The following is a 17,143-nucleotide window of genomic DNA, read 5'->3' as shown; positions in this document are numbered from 1 at the left end:
CCGGAATCGGTGGGTCGCGAAAGCGATGGGAGCGCTTCCAGGAGTATTGCATCGACGCCCGACAATATCAACGCATCGGCACGTCCGCGCCGCTCCGGGCGAACCAGGCGGTCTCCCCGCCATCCAGCGTGGTCTCGATCCGCAGCCGCTCGTAGTCGTTCAGCGGCGGCAGCGCACCCGGCGCGTACCACCCGACCTCGAGCGACTCGTCGTCCGCGACCCGCGCCGCCCCCTCCTGTCCCGGCTCCGGACGGCAGAGGAACCACACGTTGAGGTACTCGCACCGGTCCCCGTTCGGGTAGCCGGTCGGATGCAACGCCACCCCGGCCAGCCGCTCCACCGTCACCCGCACGCCGGTCTCCTCGAACACCTCCCGCACCGCCGCCTCGGCCGGCTGCTCCCCCGGATCGATCACCCCGGACGGGATCGACCACCGCCCGTCGTCACTGCGCCGCTGCAGGAGCAACTCCCCCGCGCCGTTCACCACGACCGCGGACGCACTGGGCAACATCAGCAGGTCATGCCCGATCTGCTTGCGCAGGCCGGCGATGTAGTCGGAGACACCCATGATCAAACCTTAGCGAGGAACGTACGCAGCGCCGCCAGGAACGCATCGGGCCGATCCATGTTGACCGTGTGCGCCGCCCCGTCGATCACGACCTGTTCCGCGCCGTGCGCCGCGAGCTCGTCCGACACGCGCCGGATATCCGTCGTGTCCAGCGCGCCGACCATGGTCAGCAGCGGTCTCGGCAGCTCGGCCAGCCGATCGGCCGCCCCGACCTCGACCATCCGCCCGGTCGCCGTCACCGACAGCCGCACGAGCCCGTCCCGGACCATCGCCGCACACCTCTCCCGCATCGCGACCGGCACGTCCCGCGGCGCCCGGTGCGGACCGTCCACCCACGCCCGGAGCAGCGCCTCGACGAACGCTTCCGCGTCCGCCCGCGCCGCCGCCTCCGCCTGGGCACGCTGGCACTCGAGCGTGAACGGGTCGGTGAAGGTCATCCCACTGACCCCGGTCGAGACCAGAACCAGGGTCAACGGCACATCCGGGTACGCCAGCGCGAAGTCGATCGCGGTCCGCCCGCCGAGCGACAGCCCGACCAGCACCGGCCGCTCCGCCCCGACCCACCGCAACACGGCCGCGAGATCATCGTAGGCGTGATAGTCCCCGCGCGCCGCCGTGGACCGTCCGTGCGACCGCGCGTCGTACCGCGTCACCCGATGATCCACCGCCAGCGCCTCGAACTGCCCGTCCCACATGGACGCGTCCAGCCCACCCCCGTGCAGCAACACCAGGTCCCGCCCCGCACCGGCGGTCTCCCCGTACAGTTCCCCACCCTCGACCGCGATCCGCATACGACGCAGCCAACCATGTCGCCGCTCCCGTGGCGAAGACGCACATCTCCGGCGCGTCCGACTCGCGGGACGACGGCCACACCATGAGTCAGCCGGGGCCGCCACGCACGGCCGGGGTGTGGGCCGGCCCGGACGGCGCGCACCCGCCGGCCTGATCTTTCCGGCAGCGGCGGCGGACGCGTTACAACAGCCGCTCCTGGCGCGGCAGCGTGAGCCGGGCGGTGGTGATCGTCGCGGTCAGCGCGTCCTCGTTCAGGTCCCGGTCCACCACCTGCGCGTACGACCGGCCCTGGTTCTGGGTGTTGCGCATGCGGACCACGTTCGGGAACCGTCCCACCGCGCGCATGTCCCCCAGCCCGGACAGGAAGATCAGCTGGATCCCGTTCGCCGCCGCCACCCGTCGCTGCAGGTCCAGGAACGCCACGTAGTTCGCCGTACCCAGCGGGTTGTCCATCGGCAGCACGCCCAGCCCCGGCACGTCCGACCCGCGGTTCGCCGCCCGCAACCGGGCCAGCATGCAGAACAGCAGCAGGCTGATCGTGACCTTCTCGCCGCCGGACCACTTGCTCATCAGCTCGACCGGCTGCCGTTCCTCGCCCAGCGCGGTCGACGGCTTCAGCACGCGCGCGACGAAGTTCCCCTTGCCGACCGCGGCCGACGTCGCCTCCCACGCCAGCGTCATCCCGTCCGGGATCGGCTCCTTGCGCTCGACCAGCTTGTCCACCAGCCGTTCCACCCGGGACCGCAGCACCGCGTCCCCGGTGTCCACGCTGGCCCGCGGCCCGACGTCGAGGAACCGCCGGTTGCTCAGCTGCTCACCGAGCCCGCCCGGCAGCTGCGCGTGGTTCTGCGCCCGCTGCAACGTCTTCAGCGCCTCCCGCACCTCCGCGCAGAGCGCGGTCACGACCAGGTGCTTGTCCTTGTCGATCGCGGACAGCTCGCCGAGCAGCCCCTCGCGGTACTCGGTGAGCCGCGCGGCCAGCGCCTCCGCGTGCGGCGCCAGCTCGTCCACCGCGTTCTCGGTCCGGAACCGGTCCCGCACCTCCGGGCTGACCACCGCGAACCGTTCCTGCGACGCCCACCGCCCGAGCCGGTGCCCGCCGGTGGTCAGCGCGCCGCGCGCGGTCGCCAGCGCCGACTCCGCCTCGTGCAGCGCACGCCGCGCCGCGCGCACCTCGCGGTCCGCGTCGAAGACCTCACCGGTGAACGGCGCCACCCCGGCCGGGTACGCCGTGTCCTCGTCCACCAGGTCGGTGGCGGCCCGGTCGAGATCCTCGGCCCGGCGCGCGGATGCCTGCGCCCGGCTCTCCGCCGTGGCCGCCGACGCCGCGTGCGCGTCCGCCTCGGCCTGCCGCCGGTCGAGTTCCGCCCGCACCTCGCGGGCCCGCATGTCCGCCTCCGCCGCGGTGTCCGGCGGCGTGACGCCGACGCCCGCGGCCCGGCGCGCGGTCGCGGCCACCAGCACCCGCTCGGCCGCCTGTACGTCGGCCCGCGCGGTACCGGACGCGATCAGCGCCTCGTCGTGCGCGTCCTTCGCGATCGCGGTCGACCGCCGCACCGACACCGGGTCGGCCGCCTCCGGCGTGTCCGCCAGCAGTTCCGCCGCGGCGCGCTCGGCCCGGCCGAACGAGTCGATCTGGTCGTCCAGCGCGGCCAGCCGGTTGTTGATCTCGGCGATCGTGGCCTCCAGCGCCGACTCCGACGCCTGCCGCAGGTACGCCTCGTCCGCCGCCTGGTACCCGGCCTGCGCGTCCGCCAGCGACGGCAGCTCGCCGTCCGGTACCGCGGCGGCACCGGCGACCCGGCGCAGCTCGTCGGCCCGCGCCCGGTACTCCGCGGCCCGCGACCGTTTCTCGTCCGCCGCCCGGGTGGCCGCACCGGCCGCGGCCGCGTACCGCTGTTCCTCGCCCTGCGCGGCCGCCAGCGCGGCCTCCGCCTCGGCCCGCGCGCCCGGCAGCGCCGCGCGTTCCGCGCGCAGGCCGGCCATCGCCGGTACCCGGTGCACTATGTCGGCCAGCACACCCATCCGGATCGCCAGCGTGCGCCGTTCCGCCGCCAGCGCCTGGCGGCGTTCCTGCAACTCCGCGTGCTCGGCGTCGAGCGCGGCCCGGTCCCGGGCGAGCGCGGCGCCGCGCTGGTCGGCGGCCCGGACCTCCTCGTCCAGGCGCGCGATCGACTCGTCCAGGTGTTCGCGGTGGCCGGGCGGGCACCGGTCGACCAGGATCAGCAGCCGGTCCTTGAGCGTCTTGTCCCGGTCCCGGCCGTCCGTCAGCTCCTGGATCTGCTCGCTGCGCGACCGCTGCCCGGCGCGTCGCCGCTCCGCCTCGGCCGCGCCGGCGGTCCGGTCGAACAGCGCCTGCGCCGGTGCGATCACGAAGCCGTCACCCGGCTCCGGCAACGCGTCCACGACCTGCTGCAACGCGGCCGTGGTCGACACCCGGACCGCGCTGGTCGGCCGCAGCGCCGCCGCCGCGAGCGCGGCCCGCGCCCGTTCGAGATCTTCAGCCGCGGGTACGAGCAGGCCACCGGCCAGGTCCGGTGCGGCCGCGATGGCGGGTGCCCACCGGCTCGGCGGCACCGAGTCGGCCAGGTAGTGCCAGCCGACGATCGCCGGGATCCGCTTCTCCGCCAGCACGTCCGCGGCCATCGCCAGATCCAGCGCCGGTGGCAGCAGCCCGCGCGCGGACTCCAGCGCCCGGGTGGCCCGGTGGTCCTCCACGTCCGCGACCGCGAGGTCGATCCGCCGCCGGTCCGCGGTCAGGATCTCCTCGGTGAGCAGGTCCGCGAGCCGCCGGTGCTCCGCGACCGGGTCGATCGTGTCCGCCTCGGCCAGCATCAGCAGCCGGTGCTCGGTCGCCAGCGCGTCGATCTCCGCGACCAGTGGCTCCCGCTCCGCGACCAGCCCGGCCCGCCGGTCCAGCGCCGCGTCCCGCGCCTCGGCCAGCCGCGTCACTTCCAGATCAAGGTCCCGCCGCCGTACGCCGAGCGCCTCCACCGCCGCCGGCAGCACGTCATCCAGCTCCCGCACCACGGCCGCGTCCGCGTCCCGGGCAGCTCGGTACGCCTCCTCGATCTCCTGATCGGAGATCGCCTCCGCCCGCACCGCCCCGGCTCGCCACGCCGCGCTGCCGCCGCTGCGCTGCCCCGGCACGGCCGGCCCGTCCGCAGCTCCCGCGCCGCCACCCTCCACGCCGCGGCCGCCGGCCGCCGCACCACGGAAGCCCGCGGCACCACCGGAACCGGCGGCACCATCGAAATCGGCGACGCCCGAGCCGGCGCCTCCGGAGCCAGCCGTGCCACCGGAACCAGCCCCGCCGCCAGATCCGGCGGCGCCACCGGAACCAGCCCCGCCTTCAGCGCCGGCCGGGCCGGCGTGGTCCGCGGGGCCGGACTGGCCACCGTGGCCGTTCGCGCGGATCTCTCCGGTCGCGGCCGCGTCCGCGTCCACGCCGGACGACGTGCCGCCGGTCGCACGGCGCGGCACCGCCGCCGCGCTCCCCACGACCTCGTCGAGGATCGAGTCCAGGTGGCCGTCCGCGATCGCCGTCTCGATCGCCGTGGTGAACGCCGCGATCTGCTCGTCGATCGTGCGCCGCCGCGCGTCCAGGCCGCCGATCCGGGCCTGCAACTCGCCCGCGGCCGCACGCGCGGACGCGTGCGCGGCGGACGACTCCGCCGCCGTCGCCGCGTGCCCGGCCGCCTCGGTGTCCAGCGTGCCCGCCACCGCGCGGAGCACCGCCACCAGCAGCGCCGCCGCCTCCGCGCGGGCGGCGCGGGCCGGTTCCGCGCCCGCCTCCGCCTCCTCCTGGCGCTGCACCGCGCTGGCCAGCCGGCGGCTCGCGGTCAGGTGCTCGGCCAGCAGCGGCACTATCTGCCAGGCCGCGTGTTCCAGCGCGGACCGGCGTACCTCCTCCAGGGCTTCCTGATGCGCGCCGGCCGCCTCCGCGTGCCGCAGGTGCGCGGCCCACCACACGTACTCGCGGATCTCCGCGTCCAGCGCGGCGACGCGGTCCAGCGCGGCCCGCTCGTCGGATCGGTGCCCGGACACCGAGGACGACTCCGCCTCGGCCCGGGCGCGGGCGACCTCCGCGGCCGCGCGCAGCGAGGCGGCCAGGCCGGCCGCGGCGTCCTTGCGCAGCGCGACCGTGCGGTCCGCACCGGCCACCTCGTCGCGCGCGGTGGCCAGTCGCTCCAGCAGCCCGGTCGCCTCGTCGCAGAAGTCGACCTCGGCGCGCAGCCGGGGCTGACGGGCCAGGCGGTCGCGCGTCGTGCGCAGGATCTCGGAGATCTTGCCGGCCGAGCCGGGGTCGGTGACCAGCGAGAGCAGGTACTGCACGAACTCGTCCGCGGTCTTGAACTTGAAGTGGTGCTCGATGCCGCCCTCGGTCGCGTTGATCTTCAGGATCGCGGTGAACAGGCCGGGGTCGAGGCCGCGGTCGGTCAGCGCACCGGCCCACCGCTCCTGCTTGGTGACCACCACCGGGTCCAGGTCGAGCGGCAGCGCCTCGAGCGCCTTGACGAACTCCTTGAAGTCCGTCGGCCGGCCGTCCGCCCGGGTGAACGGCAGCGTCTCGATCTGCGTCGCCGACTCGAGCGGGCTGAACGCGTACCAGCACTGGCGCAGCCGGTCGTGCGCCGCGTTCGGGTCGGCGGGCTGCACCCGGTCGGCCCACTCGTAGACCGCGCCGGTGATCAGGCGGCGGCCGGCCGGGTCGACCCACTCGACCACCACGTGCGCGGTGTCCGCGCCGAGGATGCAGTCCTCAAGATGCCGGCCGGTGGTGGCGGTGGCCAGGAAGTCCCGCCGGTCCGGCCGGACCAGCGCGCAGACCAGCGCGATCAGCGTGGACTTGCCGCCGCCGTTGCGCATCCACAGGATCGTGTCCAGCGGGGTGCCGTCCCGGCCGGTCAGTTCGAGCGTGACGTCGCGGAACCGGGCCGCGGGCGAGCCGATCCGGTCCAGGAAGATGCGGCGCATCTGCCACAGCCGCGCGGGGGCCGCCATCAGGCCACGACCCGCTGCCGGTGGGCGCGCAGCGCGGCCAGGGCCTCGCCGCCGGCCACGTCCGCGACCAGGAGCCGGAAGCGGTCGGTGAGCTGGTACGACGCGGGGCCCATCTGCGGCATCACGCGCGCGGCGCCGCGCTCGACCAGCCAGCCGAGCACCTCCGCGATCGCGAACTGGGTGCAGCCGCGCGCCGGGCCGGGCTGCCGGTCCTTCGGCTTGAACGACGGCATCCGCGCGTAGACGTTCGCCGCGATCCGCGCCTGCCCGTCGACCGTGTCCTCCTCGCCGGGCAGCGCGGACACCGCCTCGATCGCGTCCCGGACGAACGCGTCCAGCGCGGCCACCTCCACGATCTTGACGTCCGTGCTGTCCAGGTCGAGCTGGCGGGGGAACGCGTACGCCGCGATGCCCAGCACGATCAGGCCGGCCACGAGCTTGTCGTCCGGGTTCATCGCGGTGCTGCGCAGGTCGCTCATCCGGACCGCGAAGACGCTGTTCGGCTGGGTGGTGAGCACGATGCCGCCGCGGCTGGGCGCGCCGAGCACGGTCAGGCCGAGCCCGCCCGCGACCGCCTCGACCGTGTCCCGGAAGCCGGTGTTGCTGCGGAACCGTTCCAGCAGCACGCCGTACGGGTTCGCGTCGGTGGGCCGGGCGCCCGCCCGCAGCCCGAACGCGACCAGCTCCGCGGCCGCGCGCACGTCCTCCAGCGGCACCGTCACCGCGACTCCTCCTCTTCCCGCAGGAACCGGACCAGCAGGTCGTCGCCCCAGGCCACCGGCGTGTCGAGCACGTCGTCGCCGCGCTCCACGGCCAGCGACGCGACCAGCGCGGCCAGGCCGTCGTCGTCCTCCGGCTCCTCGGAGACGCCGTCCGGCGCATACGCCCACAAAGCGGACAGCAAGATCAACTCTATCGCATCCTGCGCGTCGCCCTCGGCCAGGTCCACGTCGGACAGCAGCGACGACAGCGGCCGCGGTGCGTCGCTGGCCGCGCGCAGCACCCGGGACGCCGCCTCGATGACCATCGGAGGGTACGACTGGAGGTCCACCCCGGCGGTCTCACCCGGCCGCTCCGGGTCGAAGTCGTCCGGCTCCGGCGCGCGCGGCGGCGCCAGCAGCGTGTCCACCAGGCTGTCCAGGTGCAGCAGCCGCGGCACGCGCAGGCCCAGCACCCGGTCGCCGAACGCCTCGATCACCGGCAGCGCGTCCCGGTCCGGCAGCCGCAGCACGGGGTGGAACAGCTCCTTCTCCGGGTCCAGCAGCCGCAGGTGCACCGGACGCGCGAACACCTGGCTCAGCTGCGCCTGGATGAAGACGGTGTGCGCCGTACCCACGCGGGACGCCAGGTCGAGGTGCACCTGCCGGATCCGGCGCAGCGTCTCGACCAGCTCGCCGGACGCCTGCCGGACGGCCGCGTCGGTCTCGGTGTCGATCCCGGCGGCGACGTGGTTGAGCACCTCGGCGTCCTCGGCCACCCGCGACTCGACGTGCTCGCGGGCACGCTCCAGCCGGCGCGGCACGTCGACCGCCCAGTCGACGGCGCGCACGTCCCGCCGGGTCGCCTCCATCAGCTCCGTCAACGACGCGGCCATCGCCACCGACACGCGCTCGGCCTGGGCCGCCGTCCGCCCGGCCGCCTCGAACCGCCGGTCGCGCAGCTGCCGTTGCAGCACCACGGAGAACGCGGCCTCCGCGTCGTCCACGTCCAGGTCGAGGCCGCTGAGATAGAGCATGACGGCCTGCGGCGACGCCTGCACGATCGCGCCGTCCGGGCTGTCCTGCAGCTGGAGCAGCTTGAACGCGAACTCCTCGCGCCGCCCGTCGTCGTCGGTGAACGCGTAGACGAACGCGCGCTGCCCCTCCGCATCGTTCAGCAGACCCTTGATCACCCAACGGGCCGCCTCGGCGCAGGCGTCCCGCGGGGCGCCGGGCGCCATCCGCACGGCCAGCTCCGCGATCGAGTCGAGCAGCTCACCCAGCGTGATCTGGCGGGCGAACCCCATCGACGCGACCGCGATGTCCACCGCCGCGAGCGCCAGCTGCCGCAGGTCGAAGCGCCGGTCGTCGACGTTCGCGAAGGCTGCGTTGCGCACCAGCCGGGCCACCGGATCGGTGAGCACCAGCGCCCGCCACCGAGCCCGCATCGACGCCTCCGCCGACGGCGACCGCAGCGCCCCGGGATCCCCCGCACCCGTCTCGACCTGCACCGACACCGCTCACCCCCGTCACCTTTCACCCCCGTCACCTTCCGCGCCGGTGGACAAGGTTAGCCGAGGGGTCCGACAGCCTTCTGCGGCGGTCACCCCGCGTAGTGGGTCTCGGTCAGTCCTCCAGGCGCAGCGTGACCAGGCAGCGGTCCGGCGTGGCGAACGGCGTCAGCCCGTCCACCGCGACCGGCGCGGTCAGCCCGTCCATCGCGCTCTCCAGCAGCCCTTCGTGCAGCGCGCAGATCATGCCGCCGTGCGTGTCGACCAGCTCCAGGAACGGGCAGTGCCGCAGCCCGATCTCGCCGCCCCGCCCGGCCACCGACGGCTCCTCCGGCGCGAACCCGAGGTCGTCCAGCATGTCGTGCAGCCAGACGATCGCCGGTTCGGTCCCGTCCGCCACCCGCACGTCGTCCGCCACCCGGCTGCCCCACCGGCGCCCCGCGTCCTGCGCCGCCGCGATCGGATCATCGGCCCGCGCGAGATCGTCCGCCAGCAGCTCCGCGAGCACCCGGTAGTTGCGCGGCCCGCCCCGGTCCATCTGCCGTCGCGCCGTGAACAGCAGCGGCGGCCGCCCCGGGCCGGCCGGCACGCCGCTGACCCGGTCCGCATGCCCGGCCCGCACCAGCGTCTCCAGGTGGAACCGCGCCGTGTTCGGATGGACGCCGAGCCGTTCCGCGACCGTACCGATGCTGACCGGCCCGGCCGTCGCACGCAGCAGCTCCAGCACCTCCCGGCGCCGCACCGCGGGCTCACTCATGGCGTCATTCTCACACGGGCCCGGCGGATTTTTCACAAGCGACTTTTGTATAAACTCGGCCGCATGGCTTACGTGATCGCGGAACCGTGCGTCGACGTCATGGACAAGGCGTGCGTCGAGGAGTGCCCGGTGGACTGCATCTACGAGGGCGGCCGCACGCTCTACATCCAGCCCGACGAGTGCGTGGACTGCGGCGCCTGCGAGCCGGTCTGCCCCACCGAGGCGATCTTCTACGAGGACGACCTGCCCGGCTCGATGACCGCCTACGCCACCGAGAACGCCGCGTTCTTCACCGACACGCTCCCCGGCCGCGACACCCCGATCGGTTCCCCCGGCGGCGCCGCCAAGATCGGCCCGGTCCCGTCCGACACGCCGTTCGTGGCCGCGCTGCCGCCCCGCTCATGAGCGCCGCCGCCGTCTTCGTCTGGCTCGGCATGGTCATCGCGATCTCGTTCATCGAGGCGCCCCTCAAATTCCGTGCCCCCGGCGTCACCCTCCCGATCGGCCTCGGCATCGGCCGCCTCGTCTTCCGCGCCCTCAACATCGCCGAGGTCACCCTCGCCACCGCCGCGCTGCTCACCGCCGTGATCACCGGCACCACCCCGGCCGCCCTGACCGCGCTCGCCGGCGCTGTTGTGATCCTGACCGTCCAGATCAGCGCCGTCCGCCCCACGCTGACCCGCCGCTCCGACCGCGTCCTGGCCGGCGAGCCCGCCCCCCGCTCACGCGCCCACCTGATCTACATAGCCCTGGAGATCCTCAAAGTCCCCACCCTGATCACCGCCGGCACACTGCTGCTTCCCTGACGAATGCTTACCTGACGAATGCTTACCTGACGAAATGCTTACCTGACGAAAACGCCGATCACCACCCATGTGCCCGCTTCCGGTGTGGCCACGTCACGTTCGTGCGGCCCTCGGTGGGTGGGTGCAGCGCAGCCTCCCTGGCGGCCGGAAGCCTTCATAGATTCGGTGACATGAGTGAGATGCTGACGGGACGGATTGCGGTCATCACCGGGGCCAGCGCGGGGATCGGCGCGGCTCTCGCCCAGCGCCTGGCGGAGGGCGGTGCGGACGTCGCCCTGATCGGGCGGCGCGCCGAGCGGCTGGAGAAGCTGGCGGGTGAGCTGGGCGAGACCAGCGGGGTCCGCGCGCTGGCCGTGCCGGTGGACGTCTCCGACCGGGACGCGATGGCGGCCGCGGCCGACACGATCCGCGCCGGGCTCGGCCGCCCCGACCTGGTGGTGGCGAATGCCGGGATCATGCTCGGCGCGCCGTTCGAGGAGGCGGACTCGACCGAGTGGGATCGCATGATCGACGTGAACCTGCGTGGACTGATCACGACGGGCCGGGTCTTCGCCGACGACCTGCTGGCCGCGGCCGGTGACGGCCGGCGCGCGGATCTGGTCAACGTCGGGTCGATCGCCGCGGACGTGATCTTCGCGGACTATCCCGTGTACGGCGCGACGAAGGCCGCGGTCGCCCAGCTGACCCGCAACCTGCGCGCCGCGCTCGGCCCCCGCGGCGTCCGGGTACGGAACGTCGCGCCCGCGTTCGCGGTCACCGAACTGGGTGCCGACATGGCGCACGAGGCCACCCGGACCGGCCTGGACGACATGCGGGCCGCGCTGGAGACGATCACGGCGGAGGACGTTGCGGACGCGATCGCCTACTCGGTGGCGGTACCGGCCCGGGTCAACCTGGCCGACATCACGGTCGTGCCCACCCGCCTGGGCTGAACCACCGGTGCTTCCGGGGTGTCCGCGGCCACCCCGGAAGCGCCCGCACGGGTACCGGCACGATCAGTAGACCGGCAGGGTACGGTCCGCGGCGCCGCCGTCCCGGTCCGGGTGGACCAGCAGCACGTCCCCGTCCCGCACCACCGTCGGGTTCGTCCACCGCTCCCCGGCCGTGGGCACGAGAACCAGCGTCGCCGCCCGGTCGGCGTCGTGCACGACCAGCGACCGGATGGCCGAGACCGGTGAATCCCAGATGTACGCCTGGTCCGGATGATCGTCCGGCCCCTCCGCCAGGATCACGAAGAACCGCTCGTCGAGCCAGGCCCCGTACTCGTCCAGGCTCTGCTCCGCCGCGATCGGGGCACCGTCGATCCAGAGTTTCCGGTCCCACTGCACCGCGCGATGCCGGTCACCGGCGCTGAACGCGACCCGCAACCCGTACGAGTCGCCCCACCAGCCGACATAGTGGTCACATCCGCCGGGCACCGGACCTTCCCGATGGACCGCCGCACCGGTGCCGGGAAGCGGGTCCTGCGCGCAGATCTCCGGATTCCGGCAGGCCCGGTCCATTCGCCGGGTGCAGCCGAACCGGGCCGCGGCACAGTCCCGCGGGACCGCGCGGGACAGCGTTCGCACGAGCTGTTCCCGATAGGCGGCCTCGCCGAGCAGCGCGACGTGCTCGCCGGCTTCGTGCCACCGGTTGAACAGGTCCACCCCGGCGTCCGAGCGCCGCAGCCACGACCGCCACGGATCGTCGAGGAGCCGCCATTTCAGTGCGGCCCGCACGTAGTCCGGCTCCCGCGGCCGGCGGAGTGCGCGATCGATCCGCGTGCGGTCGTCCGCATCCTTCTTCCTGAACCGGAACACCACCAACTCCTCGTTCGTCACCGACGATGACCACGGCCCGCGGGCGAGCGTCCCGGCATCGTGACCCCGGCTGTCAAACCTCGGCGATCGGCAGGGCGGGCACCCGGGCAAAATCGGTTGCCGCTTCGTCCGTGTGTGCCACCGTGTGGATCGCCCCCCATACCCGCGAGGCCACGGTGACGATCTACTTCTACGGCGCCGACGACGTGCCGTACGGCTGCTTCTCCAACTTCTCCCCGCACGGCTTCGACCTCGACGGTCACCGATGGCCGACGTCCGAGCACTACTTCCAGGCCCAGAAGTACGCCGGCACCCGCCACGCCGACCTGATCCGCCGGGCGGCCACCCCGTTGCGCGCCGCCGAACTCGGCCGCGACCGCTCCCGCCCGCTGCGCCGCGACTGGGACCGGGTCAAGGACGACGTGATGCGCCGCGCCGTCACGGCCAAGTTCACCGCCCACCCCGGCATCCGCGCCGTCCTGCTCGACACCGGCGACGCCGAGATCGTCGAGGACACCGGCACCGACCACTACTGGGGACGGGGCCGAACCGGCACCGGCAAGAACCGGCTCGGCCGGATCCTGATGCGCACCCGCACCCAGCTACGCACCGCCGACGACGACATCCGGAGACGGATACCGCACGGCACGGACGCGGAACGGATGTCCGCGGCGGAAGATCGCCGTGTCCGAGGCGCCGGTCGTCGTACCCGTTGATTAGGGTCGTCGGGGTCTGCCGACGAAGGAGGACCGTGGCCCGTTACGCGACCGTGCCGTTACCGTCCGGGGAACCGGAGCTGATCGCTGACCAGGTGCGGTCGTGGGTGACGGCGCCGCCGATGCGGGATCTGGTCGCCGCGTTCGGCGGTGCGCTGCCGACGGCCGGGGTGGAGCGGCTGCTCGGCTGGCTCGACGACTTCTCCGCGGCGCACTGGGACTTCCGGCGGGCCGGCGGGGTCGAGCGTGACCAGGTCCGGCCGCCGGACTTCACCCCCGGGACCACCACCACGGTACGGGACGCGGCCACCGCGCTGGGCCTGGCCGACGGCCGCCCGCCGCGCCACCGGCGGTACGACCACGTGCTCGTCCTCGGCGGCCTCGGGCGGGCCTGCCTGCAGCGGGTCGCGCACACGGCCGGCCTGCTGCGCTCCGGCGTGCACGCCCCTCAGGTGGCCGCGCTCGGCAGCTTCCGGCCGCTGTCCGCGGCCGAGCGCGCCGAGCCGGGCCTGGCCGGTGCGGTGCACGAGGTCGACGCGATGGAGGTGGCGGTCCGGGCGAGCTTCGGCCGTACGGCGGATCCGGTGGTCGAGTGCGCGGACGGCCCGGTCGGCCACGACTCCTGGGCGGTCCGCACCTTCCCGGCGGCACCGCCGGCCGTGCACGTCCTCGCCGCGCCGTCGAGTGAGCCGGAGAAACGCCGGGCACACACGCCGGACACGTACGAGTTCTGGGCCCGCCGCTTCGCCGTGCGTCCCGGTGACCGGATCCTGGTGGTCACGTCCCCGATCTACGTGCCGTTCCAGCACTGCGACGCGATCCGCACGCTCGGCCTGCCGTACCGCTGTGAGATCGAGACCGTCGGCTTCGACCCGGCGCGGGCCGTGCCGCCGCAGCCACCGACCGCGACCGCGACCGACCGTTACCTACAGGAGATCCGCTCCGCGATCCTCTCCATGCGGCGCCTGGTCACCGGCGCGGAGCGGCTGCTCGACCCGGTCACCCCGCCCGGCATGTCCACGCGCGCCTGAGGATCCCCGGCCCGCCGGACGTCACCGCACGGCCTCCACAGCGGCGGCCGGAAAGCGCACGGCACCCGGCCTGCCAGGGCCGGGTGCCGCAATACGCGCAACGACTACCGCAGGCCGAGTCGCTGCGTCATCGACGGCTTGCCGCGGCCGAGCTTGCCCGCCATCCGGCTGGTCATCGTCGGCGTGCGGCGCATCCGGGACGGCAGCGTGGTCACGGCCGCGCGCATGCGCTGGGTGCGCGTCTGCGGCTTGCGCATCGCCCGCATGCGGATCACGGCCGCGGCCGCGCCGGCCAGCACGATCACGACGGCCGCGACCGGCTTCGGGTTGCGGCGGATCGCGGCGCCGGTCTTGCGGGCCGCCTCGGGGGTGGCGGCGACGGCCTGACTGACGCGGCTCGTGTCGCCCGTCCCGTTCGTGGTGCCGGGAGTGTCGTGGACAAGGCTGCTGGTCATCGCGTTAACCTCCACGTGAGTTGTCTGCTCTGACCACTTCAGTGCCCGTTCCGCGGAGATCGAATCGTGAGCGGGACCTCATTCACCCCGCGTACACGATCGTGTGCGCTACGGCCGCGTCGCCTCGATCGCCTCGCGGAAGACCCGGGAGCGGTGCGCGTAGTTGTCGTACCGCCCGTAGCTGGCCGCGGCCGGGGACATCAGCACCACACCGCCGGCCGCGGTCCGCTCCCGGCCGATCCGTACCGCCTCGTGCATGTCGGCGGCGGGGACGGCCGTGATGCCGGGCAGGTCCGCGACCAGCGAGAGGATCATCGGGCCGCTGTCCGGGATGCCGATCAGCGTCGCATTGATCTTGTTCTCCCGCAGGTAGTCGCGCAGCGGCGAGTAGTCCACACCGCGGTCGTCGCCGCCCACGATCACGGACAGCGGCCGGTCCGCGAAGTTCTCGATCGCGTGGATCGTGGACTGCGGGATGGTGGAGAGCGAGTCGTCGACGAACGTCAGCCCGGACGGGTCCGCGATCGGCTGCAGCCGGTGCTCCAGTCCCGCGAAGCCGCGCAGCGCCGTGGCCAGCGCGTCCCGGGACGCCACGCAGTCGACGCCGATCGCCTCGATCGCGGCCAGCGCCACGCACAGGTTTCCCTCGTTGTGCCGGCCGAGCAGGCCCAGGTCGGCGCGCGGGAACAGCGCCCGGTCAGCGCGGAAGAACCAGCGGGTGCCGTCCGGCCCGGGCGCGACGTGGAAGCCGTCCGGCAGCCCGGCCGCGACCAGCGGCAGCCCGGCGCGGCGCGCGAACTCCGCGGCCAGCCGCGGGTCGTGCCCGTTGTAGACCACGGCCTCCGCGCCGTGCATCGCAATGTTGAGCTTGCCCCGGAAGTACGCCTCCTCGCCGCCGAACCAGTCGAGGTGCTCCGGGAAGAGCGAGGTCACCACCGCGACCCGCGGAGAATCATCGAGATCCGCGCACTGGTACGCGCTGAGCTCCATCACGTACAGCTCCGCCGGTGGCATGGCCAGCGCCGCGATGCCGATGTTGCCGCCCAGCTCGTTCGGCCGGCCCGCACCGGCCAGCAGCGCGTGGACCAGGCTGGACGTGGTGCTCTTGCCCTTGCTGCCGGTCACGCCGACGGTTCGCTGCCGGTGCGCGGACATCCACAGCGCGGTCCCGCTGGTCACCACGCCGCCCCGGGCACGGTGCCCGACGATCCACGGGTGTACGTCCGGGATGCCGGGCGACCGCACGATCACGTCGATGCCGGCCAGCTCGCGGTGCGCGTCCTCACCGGTGAACAGCGGTGCCGCGTCCGCGAGCGCGCCGGCCCAGTTCGTGGCCAGGAAGTTCGCGGTGTCCTGCACGGTGATCAGCCGCTGCGGCCCGGCCGGTGCGATCGCCTCGACCGCCGCGATGCCCTCACGGCCCGTACCCCAGACCGCCACCCGGCGTCCGGCCAGCTCCCGCAGCTCCACGTCTCTCCCCAGCGTCGCAGCCACCACCCCACCGGCGGCGGTACCAGCAACATAGGCCATGGCCCGAACGTCCCGCCCGGCCAGGCCGGGCGTTCAGTCCGCGGTGAGGAGCAGGACCTCGGGCGTGAGCGTGAGTTCGGCGCCGGCCTCGGTGCGGGCGGTGACGGTGCCGTCGGAGACCGCGACCAATGTCAGGATGCTGCGCGAGATGCCCTGGGCGGCCAGCATCGTCGGGTTGCCGGTGTCGGTGCCGCCGCCGCGCACCGCCACGTCGCCGGTGCCGTCGCCCTTCGCGGTGACCCGCAGGAACGCGCCGCCGATCCGGTCCAGCGGCACTCCGGCCAGCCCGGCCGCCGGCACCACGGTCACGGTTCGCGACCGGCCCGCGCCGATGTCGGCCTTGCCGGGGGGCGCCGACGGCAGGCCGGCCACCGGCGTCGGGACCACCTCACCCGGGCCACCGGCCGCACCGGACGGCGACGGGACCAGCGCGGACGGCGGCAGGCTCGGCACCGGGGACGGCTCCCCCGGCAGCGGGACCATGACCAGCAGGCCCTCCGCGGACGTCGGCGCCCGCTCGCCGGTCACGTAGCCGACCAGATCGGCCCGGAGCTCCGTACCCGCCTCGTAGTGGATCGTGATCTTGTCGCCGTCGACCGGGACCAGCATCAAACCGCCGCGGGTACGGTCCGCGCCCCTGGTCGCGGACCAGAACAGCTCCTGCCGGTCCGCGTCACCCACGCGCACGAACCCGCCGTCGGTGCCGACGTCCGCCGCGACCTGCAACATCACCGCGGAGATCGACTGCCCGGCCAGCTCCGGCACGCGGTCCAGGTCGAGTTCCTTCTCGTCTCCCTCCGGCTCCTTGACCAGGCGGAAGATCTCCCGGGACGGGACCGGCACGACCCGGCCCGCGGCCGCGGACGACGACGGCGTCAGCGTGCCGACCAGCTGGACCACCAGCCGCCCACCGGCCTCGTCGCGGACCCGCAGCGCGCCGTCGCCGGCCACCGGCACGATCAGCGTGGTGCTGGTCTGCCCGCCCGCGCCGGCCAGCCGCAGCGCCGGGATCGTCCCCTCGGACGACGTGACCGTGACCGCGCCGGCGCCGGCCGCGTCCAGCGCGGAGACCGCGAGCACCACCGCGGTGCTGCCCTCGGCCACGTCCAGCAGCGACACGTTGACCTCGTCGCCGGGCGCGAGCGGCTCGCCGTCCCGGTTGTCGAACAGCGACTGCGGCCCGGCCGGTACGAGCCGGTTGGACGCGATCGCGGCGGCCGCGCCGGTCAGCACGATCTCCGGGACGTCCACGGAGTTCGCTGCGGTCGTGCGCTCGTCCGCGAACAGCAGACGGGTGCCGGCCAGTGCCGTCGCGGCCCCGGCCAGCACCGCCACGCCCACCGTCACGATCCGGAAGACGGCTCCCGGCCGTCCTCGACTCCACCCCGCCATGGTCCGCCGCCTCCGTATCGCCTTCACCGCCCCGGGCTCCCCGTGCAGCCCGGCGCCACACCCAATACGGTGAAAATCAAGAAC

At 74.1% G+C, this 17,143-nt stretch carries 16 protein-coding genes; 6 read left to right on the top strand and 10 right to left on the bottom strand.

Annotation, left to right across the window (positions count from 1 at the left end):
• Positions 1-67: 67 nt before the first annotated feature.
• Both J2S42_RS37865 and J2S42_RS37860 read right to left on the bottom strand, forming a co-directional pair.
• Positions 68-568, bottom strand: coding sequence for an NUDIX hydrolase (locus J2S42_RS37865; RefSeq protein ID WP_307247246.1), 501 nt, complete (start codon positions 566-568; stop codon positions 68-70).
• A 2-nt stretch (positions 569-570) separates the two neighbouring features.
• Positions 571-1,359, bottom strand: coding sequence for an alpha/beta fold hydrolase (locus J2S42_RS37860; RefSeq protein WP_307247244.1), 789 nt, complete (start codon positions 1,357-1,359; stop codon positions 571-573).
• A gap of 29 nt (positions 1,360-1,388) precedes the next feature.
• On the opposite strand from J2S42_RS37860, the gene J2S42_RS37855 reads away from it, so the two are divergent.
• A complete protein-coding gene (locus J2S42_RS37855) occupies positions 1,389-1,514 on the top strand; it encodes a hypothetical protein (RefSeq protein WP_307247242.1) in 126 nt (41 codons plus the stop codon).
• Between the two features lie 26 nt (positions 1,515-1,540).
• On the opposite strand, the gene J2S42_RS37850 is transcribed toward J2S42_RS37855, so the two are convergent.
• From J2S42_RS37850 to J2S42_RS37835, 4 genes are all read right to left on the bottom strand, one after another.
• On the bottom strand, positions 1,541-6,364 hold the full coding sequence (locus tag J2S42_RS37850) for a hypothetical protein (RefSeq protein WP_307247240.1): 4,824 nt from the start codon (positions 6,362-6,364) through the stop codon (positions 1,541-1,543).
• On the bottom strand, positions 6,364-7,086 hold the full coding sequence (locus tag J2S42_RS37845; protein WP_307247239.1) for a hypothetical protein: 723 nt from the start codon (positions 7,084-7,086) through the stop codon (positions 6,364-6,366). Before J2S42_RS37845 ends, J2S42_RS37850 begins: the two co-directional genes overlap by 1 nt.
• Positions 7,083-8,510, bottom strand: a complete 1,428-nt coding sequence (locus J2S42_RS37840; protein ID WP_307247237.1) for a hypothetical protein — start codon at positions 8,508-8,510, stop codon at positions 7,083-7,085. The genes J2S42_RS37845 and J2S42_RS37840 overlap by 4 nt, the downstream gene beginning before the upstream one ends.
• 178 nt (positions 8,511-8,688) lie before the next feature.
• Positions 8,689-9,330 (bottom strand): helix-turn-helix transcriptional regulator, encoded by a 642-nt coding sequence (locus J2S42_RS37835; protein ID WP_307247235.1) that lies wholly within the window; start codon positions 9,328-9,330, stop codon positions 8,689-8,691.
• A gap of 63 nt (positions 9,331-9,393) precedes the next feature.
• Here J2S42_RS37835 and fdxA point away from each other — a divergent pair, with 63 nt between their 5' ends.
• The 3 genes from fdxA (at position 9,394) to J2S42_RS37820 (ending at position 11,068) form a co-directional block, all read left to right on the top strand.
• Positions 9,394-9,735, top strand: coding sequence for a ferredoxin (gene fdxA, locus J2S42_RS37830; protein WP_307247233.1), 342 nt, complete (start codon positions 9,394-9,396; stop codon positions 9,733-9,735).
• Positions 9,732-10,136: a hypothetical protein gene (locus tag J2S42_RS37825; protein ID WP_307247231.1), complete on the top strand. Its 405-nt coding sequence runs from the start codon at positions 9,732-9,734 to the stop codon at positions 10,134-10,136. The genes fdxA and J2S42_RS37825 overlap by 4 nt, the downstream gene beginning before the upstream one ends.
• A 170-nt stretch (positions 10,137-10,306) precedes the next feature.
• Positions 10,307-11,068 (top strand): SDR family oxidoreductase, encoded by a 762-nt coding sequence (locus J2S42_RS37820; protein WP_307247229.1) that lies wholly within the window; start codon positions 10,307-10,309, stop codon positions 11,066-11,068.
• A gap of 63 nt (positions 11,069-11,131) precedes the next feature.
• Here the strand turns inward: J2S42_RS37820 and J2S42_RS37815 are convergent, their stop codons facing one another.
• Positions 11,132-11,935, bottom strand: a complete 804-nt coding sequence (locus tag J2S42_RS37815) for a hypothetical protein (protein WP_307247227.1) — start codon at positions 11,933-11,935, stop codon at positions 11,132-11,134.
• A gap of 143 nt (positions 11,936-12,078) precedes the next feature.
• Here J2S42_RS37815 and ybiA point away from each other — a divergent pair, with 143 nt between their 5' ends.
• Complete coding sequence (gene ybiA, locus J2S42_RS37810; RefSeq protein ID WP_307247226.1) at positions 12,079-12,651, top strand: riboflavin biosynthesis intermediates N-glycosidase; 573 nt, start codon at positions 12,079-12,081, stop codon at positions 12,649-12,651.
• A gap of 35 nt (positions 12,652-12,686) precedes the next feature.
• Entirely contained in the window at positions 12,687-13,682 is a 996-nt protein-coding gene (locus tag J2S42_RS37805; protein WP_307247224.1) for a hypothetical protein, read from the top strand.
• 104 nt (positions 13,683-13,786) lie between these two features.
• Here J2S42_RS37805 and J2S42_RS37800 read toward each other — a convergent pair whose 3' ends face one another.
• From J2S42_RS37800 to J2S42_RS37790, 3 genes are all read right to left on the bottom strand, one after another.
• On the bottom strand, positions 13,787-14,137 hold the full coding sequence (locus J2S42_RS37800) for a hypothetical protein (protein ID WP_307247222.1): 351 nt from the start codon (positions 14,135-14,137) through the stop codon (positions 13,787-13,789).
• Positions 14,138-14,245: 108 nt separating this feature from the next.
• Positions 14,246-15,607, bottom strand: coding sequence for a UDP-N-acetylmuramoyl-L-alanine--D-glutamate ligase (gene murD / locus J2S42_RS37795; protein WP_307249257.1), 1,362 nt, complete (start codon positions 15,605-15,607; stop codon positions 14,246-14,248).
• Between the two features lie 93 nt (positions 15,608-15,700).
• Positions 15,701-17,014: a hypothetical protein gene (locus tag J2S42_RS37790; protein WP_307247219.1), complete on the bottom strand. Its 1,314-nt coding sequence runs from the start codon at positions 17,012-17,014 to the stop codon at positions 15,701-15,703.
• Between the last annotated feature and the right edge of the window lie 129 nt (positions 17,015-17,143).

This window comes from Catenuloplanes indicus, assembly GCF_030813715.1.
GTDB lineage: Bacteria > Actinomycetota > Actinomycetes > Mycobacteriales > Micromonosporaceae > Catenuloplanes > Catenuloplanes indicus.
The sequence above is the reverse complement of the archived record's forward strand: the minus strand, read 5'-3'. Positions and strand labels throughout refer to the sequence as shown.